Source organism: Cytobacillus spartinae (genome assembly GCF_042865285.1).
In the GTDB taxonomy this organism is placed as follows: Bacteria; Bacillota; Bacilli; order Bacillales; family Cytobacillaceae; genus Robertmurraya_A; species Robertmurraya_A spartinae.
The window spans coordinates 113,820-119,819 of the sequence record NZ_JBIACK010000014.1 but is presented as its reverse complement, the minus strand read 5'-3'; the positions used below and the strand labels follow the sequence as shown (position 1 = coordinate 119,819).

At 36.5% G+C, this 6,000-nt stretch carries 7 protein-coding genes; 5 read left to right on the top strand and 2 right to left on the bottom strand.

What is annotated here, in order from left to right; translation table 11 throughout:
- Nucleotides 1-153: 153 nt before the first annotated feature.
- Entirely contained in the window at nt 154-639 is a 486-nt protein-coding gene (locus tag ACFYKX_RS22160; RefSeq protein ID WP_389363692.1) for a Myb-like DNA-binding domain-containing protein, read from the bottom strand.
- Between the two features lie 192 nt (nt 640-831).
- On the opposite strand from ACFYKX_RS22160, the gene ACFYKX_RS22155 reads away from it, so the two are divergent.
- From ACFYKX_RS22155 to ACFYKX_RS22135, 5 genes are read left to right on the top strand one after another with little or no spacing between them, the layout of a single operon-like run.
- Nucleotides 832-1,590: a hypothetical protein gene (locus ACFYKX_RS22155; protein WP_389363690.1), complete on the top strand. Its 759-nt coding sequence runs from the start codon at nt 832-834 to the stop codon at nt 1,588-1,590.
- Between the two features lie 3 nt (nt 1,591-1,593).
- Nucleotides 1,594-1,971, top strand: coding sequence for a GntR family transcriptional regulator (locus ACFYKX_RS22150; RefSeq protein WP_389363688.1), 378 nt, complete (start codon nt 1,594-1,596; stop codon nt 1,969-1,971).
- The gene (locus ACFYKX_RS22145) at nt 1,968-2,672 is read left to right on the top strand and encodes an ABC transporter ATP-binding protein (RefSeq protein ID WP_389363686.1); all 705 of its coding nucleotides are present in this window, start codon (nt 1,968-1,970) and stop codon (nt 2,670-2,672) included. Before ACFYKX_RS22150 ends, ACFYKX_RS22145 begins: the two co-directional genes overlap by 4 nt.
- Before the next feature lies 1 nt (nt 2,673).
- The gene (locus tag ACFYKX_RS22140) at nt 2,674-3,600 is read left to right on the top strand and encodes an ABC transporter ATP-binding protein (RefSeq protein ID WP_389363685.1); all 927 of its coding nucleotides are present in this window, start codon (nt 2,674-2,676) and stop codon (nt 3,598-3,600) included.
- The gene (locus ACFYKX_RS22135; RefSeq protein WP_389363684.1) at nt 3,593-4,543 is read left to right on the top strand and encodes an ABC transporter permease; all 951 of its coding nucleotides are present in this window, start codon (nt 3,593-3,595) and stop codon (nt 4,541-4,543) included. Before ACFYKX_RS22140 ends, ACFYKX_RS22135 begins: the two co-directional genes overlap by 8 nt.
- Nucleotides 4,544-4,575: 32 nt before the next feature.
- Here ACFYKX_RS22135 and ACFYKX_RS22130 read toward each other — a convergent pair whose 3' ends face one another.
- The gene (locus tag ACFYKX_RS22130; RefSeq protein ID WP_389363683.1) at nt 4,576-5,853 is read right to left on the bottom strand and encodes a replication-associated recombination protein A; all 1,278 of its coding nucleotides are present in this window, start codon (nt 5,851-5,853) and stop codon (nt 4,576-4,578) included.
- Nucleotides 5,854-6,000: the final 147 nt, after the last annotated feature.

Below are 6,000 nucleotides of genomic sequence, written 5' to 3'. Positions count from 1 at the left end.
TCGGCCCCGCCCGCGGAAAGCGTTCGCCCGTAGCGTAAATTAACGGTTACCAAGAGTATAACTTTATTTTAATAAAAAAAGGACTGTAGGCAACCTCGAAATTTTCGAGTTTGTCTACAGTCTGAAAGGTCAAACACAAGGTGTTTGACCTTTTTAATGTAAAGCTCTATTTCCAAAGTCCTCTTTAATTTCCTCAAACATTTTCGCCACTGATTCATATTTACTTAATAATTTTTCATATTCATCACTTTTCTTTTTAAATCTTTTCTCTAGTTGTTCTTGATCTGATGTTAATTGATTTTTTTGTTTTAATAATGCATCGTTTTCGGCTACAAGTTCGTGGATCGGATTTTCTTTATATTGGCTTAAATATTCGATGATAGAACTCAAACTTATTTCATCTTTAGTTGAGGTTTGATTATCTATGATTTCATTTAGCGAATTCTCCGTTGGATCATCTAATTTTGATTTTAACTCTTTATTCCATCTATAAGAACAAGCGGAAACTGTTCGGCCGAGCATTTCACTAGCTTTCTTAAATGCACTTTTCTTCGTATCGCCATTTTGTACATATTCTAGGACTGTCTCTTTTAACTGTTGATCTTCTTCCTCGGTCCACGCATCCTTTCGAATACCCATTCTATTTTTCCTCCTCTAGAATGATATTTCTAAATGAAAATCACTTTATCTTTATCGTCACCGTTATAGTACAAAACATTCTACAAGGTATGCTTTACATAAAAGGGGAAAAATAAGGATTGATAATGGTGGTGTATTAGTGTACTATCTAACTAGAACACTAATACAAAATATGATTTGGAGGAAAAACCGTTGAATCCCTTTTTAGGCTTATATAAGAAAGACTTGATCATAACCCAATCGTGGGTAATCACAACTTCTGTATTAGCATTATTGTCATTTGTGATTGGTGCAGGATTAGGTAGTTACTTAAAAGTCCCATTTATATTTGCTATTACTGCAGTTGTGATACTCACCTTACACATATTTTATATTCCGGCTTATTTGATCTCTTCTTTGATTACAGAAGGTCATACACAGCTGTGGCTTCATAATCCGAATAGTGGCCACAAACTTTTTTTATCGAAATTATTTGCTAGCTTAACTTATTTCATCCCGTCCATTTTGACGGTGAGCATTATTTCTAATTTTGCCATTTCGAATGCAACACACTTAGAGGTCTTTCAACCTTTTGAGGGCCACATTCTTCAAACCCTTTTTCTAATGATGGGTGGAATTACGTTGGGGTCCATTTATCTAGGCATATGGATCTTTTTCTATTGGTCATTATATCAAGCTTTAAGGAATGTACCTCTATTAAAGCGAGTCAGATGGATGGTTATCTTTGCACTATGGTTGATCATCGGGACCATCGGGAACTTCATAAAGAATTCAGCATTTTATCAAGAACTTAAAGAAATCAGATTTGTTGATTGGAAATTCAATGTTTCAGAAAGTGCTTTTTTAGAGATTTCCAATCTTTCCTTAATCCCTTTATTCCTACACGTTCTTCTTTCCATTGTTATTTTTCTTTTAGCAGTATGGATATTTGAACGGAAAGTTGAGGTGTGATTAATGGGAGAGGAATTTCAAGCATCAAAACCAATTTATATGCAAATTGTTGAAAAAATAACGAAGCAGATTGTGAGAAATGAACTATCACCTGGAGATAAGCTTCCGTCTGTAAGGGAAATGGCTATTCAATCTGGTGTAAATCCAAACACGATACAGAGAACTTATAGTGAATTAGAGAGGATGGAAATTGTGGAAACAAGACGGGGACAGGGTACGTTTGTTTCTGAAAATACTGAAGTACTCCAAGGATTAAAGGTAGATTTACAGAGAGAAATCATTGAAACATTTATCCAAAATATGAAAGACCTAGGATTTTCTGAAGAGGAAATTTTGAAAGGTGTTAATAAATTTTTGACCGATAAGAAGGGTGAAAAATGATAACTATTGAGAACGTATCAAAAAAGTATGGAAGTGAATACACGATTAAGGATATAAGTATTCGGTTAGAAAAGGGAAAGATTTATGGTCTACTTGGCCCAAATGGTAGTGGGAAATCAACAACCTTAAAGCTAATAGCAGGTCTTGTGCATCCAACTACTGGTAAAGTCTTTGTAGATGGAAGACAGGTGAGTCGTAGAATCGCAAGTGATGTGGCTTATTTAACGGAACTAGATATGTTTTACGCATCTTTCACCGTTCAAAATACCATCGATTTCTCAGCATCTCAATTCTCGGATTTTGATGTCAATAAAGCCGAAGAGCTATTGAAGTTTATGGAGCTCTCCCCTAATAAAAAAGTACGAACGCTATCTAAGGGGAATAGAGGGAGACTTAAGCTCGTTATTGCACTTGCTCGGAAAACACCTGTGCTTTTATTGGATGAACCATTTTCAGGACTCGATCCGATGGTGAGGGAATCGATTGTACGTGGTTTATTAAATTATATAGATTTCGAAAATCAAACAGTCGTAATTGCTACTCATGAAATAGATGAGATTGAATCGTTACTAGATGAAGTCATGATTATCCAAAATGGAAGGATTTTAGCTCAAAGAAACGTGGAAGAAGTGAGAGAAACAGACGGCCTTTCTATTTTGGAGTGGATGAAAGTAACGTTTCAACAAAGGGAGGATAACTAGTATGGAGACAGTGGTCCAAATTGAAAATGTAACGAAAAAGATTAAAGGAAAGACCATTATTGATCAAATAAGCTTTGATGTACGTAGCGGAGAAGTCTTCGGATTTCTAGGACCAAATGGTGCCGGGAAAACAACAACCATACGTATGATTGTTGGATTAATAGGGATAACGAGTGGGGATATAAAAATTAGTGGGAATAGTATCAAGACTGATTTTGAAAAAGCAATCAGTCATATTGGGGCAATTGTTGAGAACCCTGAAATGTATAAGTTTTTAAGTGGGTATGAAAATCTTGTTCATTTTTCAAGGATGTCAAAAGGAGTTAGCAAGGAAAAAATAGATGAAGTGGTTCATCTAGTCGGTTTAACAGATCGTATTAACGATAAAGTAAAAACGTATTCTCTTGGTATGAGACAAAGACTTGGTCTAGCACAGTGTTTACTTCATGATCCAGATGTGCTTATTCTAGACGAACCAACGAATGGCTTAGACCCAGCAGGAATACGAGAAATTAGGGATCATCTAAGGATGCTAACTAGAGAGAAAAATATGGCGGTTATCGTATCAAGTCATTTACTTTCTGAAATGGAAATGATGTGTGACCGAATTGGAATTATCCAAAGTGGGAAGTTAATTGACGTTCAGCTTGTGCATGATTTTGTGAATGGAAATGAAAAGGTCTTTGAATTTGAGGTCGATTCTCCTACTAAGGCAAAAGAGACCTTACAGAAAATATATCCAGAAAGAATGATTCAACAGACCGATAAAGGGGTTGTAGCTCCATTAGTTAGAGAAGAAATTCCAGGAGCCGTTAATCACCTAGTTCAAACAAACATTCCTATCTATGGAATCAAGGAGGTAACGAAGTCACTCGAGGACCGTTTCCTCGAAATTACAGAGAATAAGGGAGAGGCTGTAAATGCTTAATTTAATACGGAATGAACTTCTGAAAATATTTAGAAGACCAGGAACCCTAGTCATGATTGGTTTACTTATACTGATTACGACAATAGCTGGTGGGTTTATTAAGTACCAAGAGGTAAAGGGATCAGTACCAGATAATGTAAATTGGAAACAGGGTCTTGAACTAGAGAATACTACCTTACAAAAAGAATTGGAAATGGATCTGCCTAAAGCACAGGAAACGTATATACAAAGGCAATTGGCTATTAATGAATATCGTATAGAAAATAACCTTTCTCCAAATCAAACATACTCAGTTTGGGACTTTGTAAAGGATAACGCCCAAACCATTGAATTTGCTGGCTTATTTACCATCATTATCGCTGGAGGAATCGTTGCAAGCGAGTTCAACTGGGGAACGGTCAAACTCTTATTAATTAGACCTATTAACAGACAAAAAATTCTCTTATCCAAGTATGCTACTGTTATAATATTTGGGATTTTAATGTTAGGAATGTTATTTAGCTACTCTACATTACTTGGATATCTATTATTTGGCTCGCCAAGCACAACTGTCCCACACCTAGTCTATACGAGCGGAGTAGTGGAAGAACAGAATTACATTATTTATCTAATTAAGTATTATGGACTTAATTCAATTAACATGCTAATGTTAGCCACTATGGCATTTATGATTTCCGCTGCTTTCCGAAGTAGTTCACTAGCTATTGGGTTATCCATTTTCCTTATGTTTATGGGTGGTCAATTAACGATGCTCCTCTCTATGAGGTTTGATTGGGCAAAGTACATCCTGTTTGCAAATACAGACTTAATGCAGTATTTTGAGGGGGTTCCTTTAGTTGAGGGGATGACCTTAACATTTTCAATAATCATGCTAGTTTTATACTTTGGATTATTCCAGTTTCTTGCTCATTATATATTCAAGAAAAGGGATGTTGCAGCTTAATAAAAAAATGACCGAAGTGGTCCACACTTTGGTCATTTTTTAACGGCTTTTAATAATTTTTCATATACTACAGCTAAAGCTTGTTCGAATTTACCGGTCTTCTTAGGTTCATAATACACTTTGTTTTTTATTTTATTCGGTAAGTATTGCTGTTGTACCCAGCCACTTTCAAAATCATGAGGATATAAGTATTCAATTCCTCTTCCTAGTTCCTTTGCTCCTTTGTAATGAGCATCTTTTAAGTGATCAGGAACTTCTCCGCTGTTCCCCGCTCTAATATCAGCAATCGCTGCATCTAATGCTTTGTATGCAGAATTAGACTTTGGTGATAAACAAAGTTCAATAACCGCATTCGCTAATGGAATTCTCGCTTCAGGAAATCCTATTCGTTCAGCTGTTTCAATTGCCGCTAAGGTTCTAGCACCAGCTTGAGGATTCGCAAGTCCGATATCCTCATAGGCGATCACCAAAAGCCTTCTACTTATACTTTGAAGGTCACCAGCTTCGATGAGTCTACCAAGATAATGTAGGGCTGCATTCACATCGCTTCCTCTAATCGACTTTTGAAATCCAGATAAAACGTCATAATGGCCATCACCATCTTTGTCATGAGAAAAACTTTTCTTTTGGATACACTCTTCAGCAGTAGCCAAATCAATATAGATTTGGCCTTCCTTATTAGGTTCAGTGGAGATAGCAGCAAGTTCCAACGCGTTTAGGGAGCTCCTAACATCTCCTCCTGACATGGTTGCTAAATGAGTTAGTGCTTCATCCGTAATGACAAGATTATATTTCCCAAGACCTCTCTCTTCATCTCTTACAGCATGGATCAAGGCTTCCTTTAATTCCTCAGTTTCAAGGGGATTTAGCTCAAATATTTGACACCGACTTCTAATTGCAGGGTTTATTGCGTGATATGGATTACTTGTTGTGGCACCGATTAACACGACAGAACCATTTTCTAAATGAGGAAGAAGTAAATCCTGTTTTCCTTTATCCAATCGATGGACCTCATCTAAAAGTAAAATCACTTTGCCAGACATTTTGGCTTCAGCAAAAACAACTTCTAGGTCCTTTTTATTATTCGTAACTGCGTTTAATGTTCGGAAGGCATACCGAGTACTACCAGCTATGGCACTAGCAATGGATGTTTTACCAACACCAGGTGGACCATATAAAATCATTGAAGACAGCTGTCTTGCTTTTACCATTCGATTAATGATTTTCCCTTCACCCACAAGGTGTTTTTGACCAATAATCTCATTGATGGTTCTTGGCCTCATTCGGAAAGCTAGTGGCTTTTCACTCATAAGCATCTCTCCAATACTTTTACTCCATGAAGATACCATATCATATTTTTTACTCCTTTTGCTTCCAGGATGGCTTGCCACTCTTATGAGCAGTACCTATCCTGACTTTAAGAGAAACCTTATTTTGTAAACTGTTTAATAAAATGT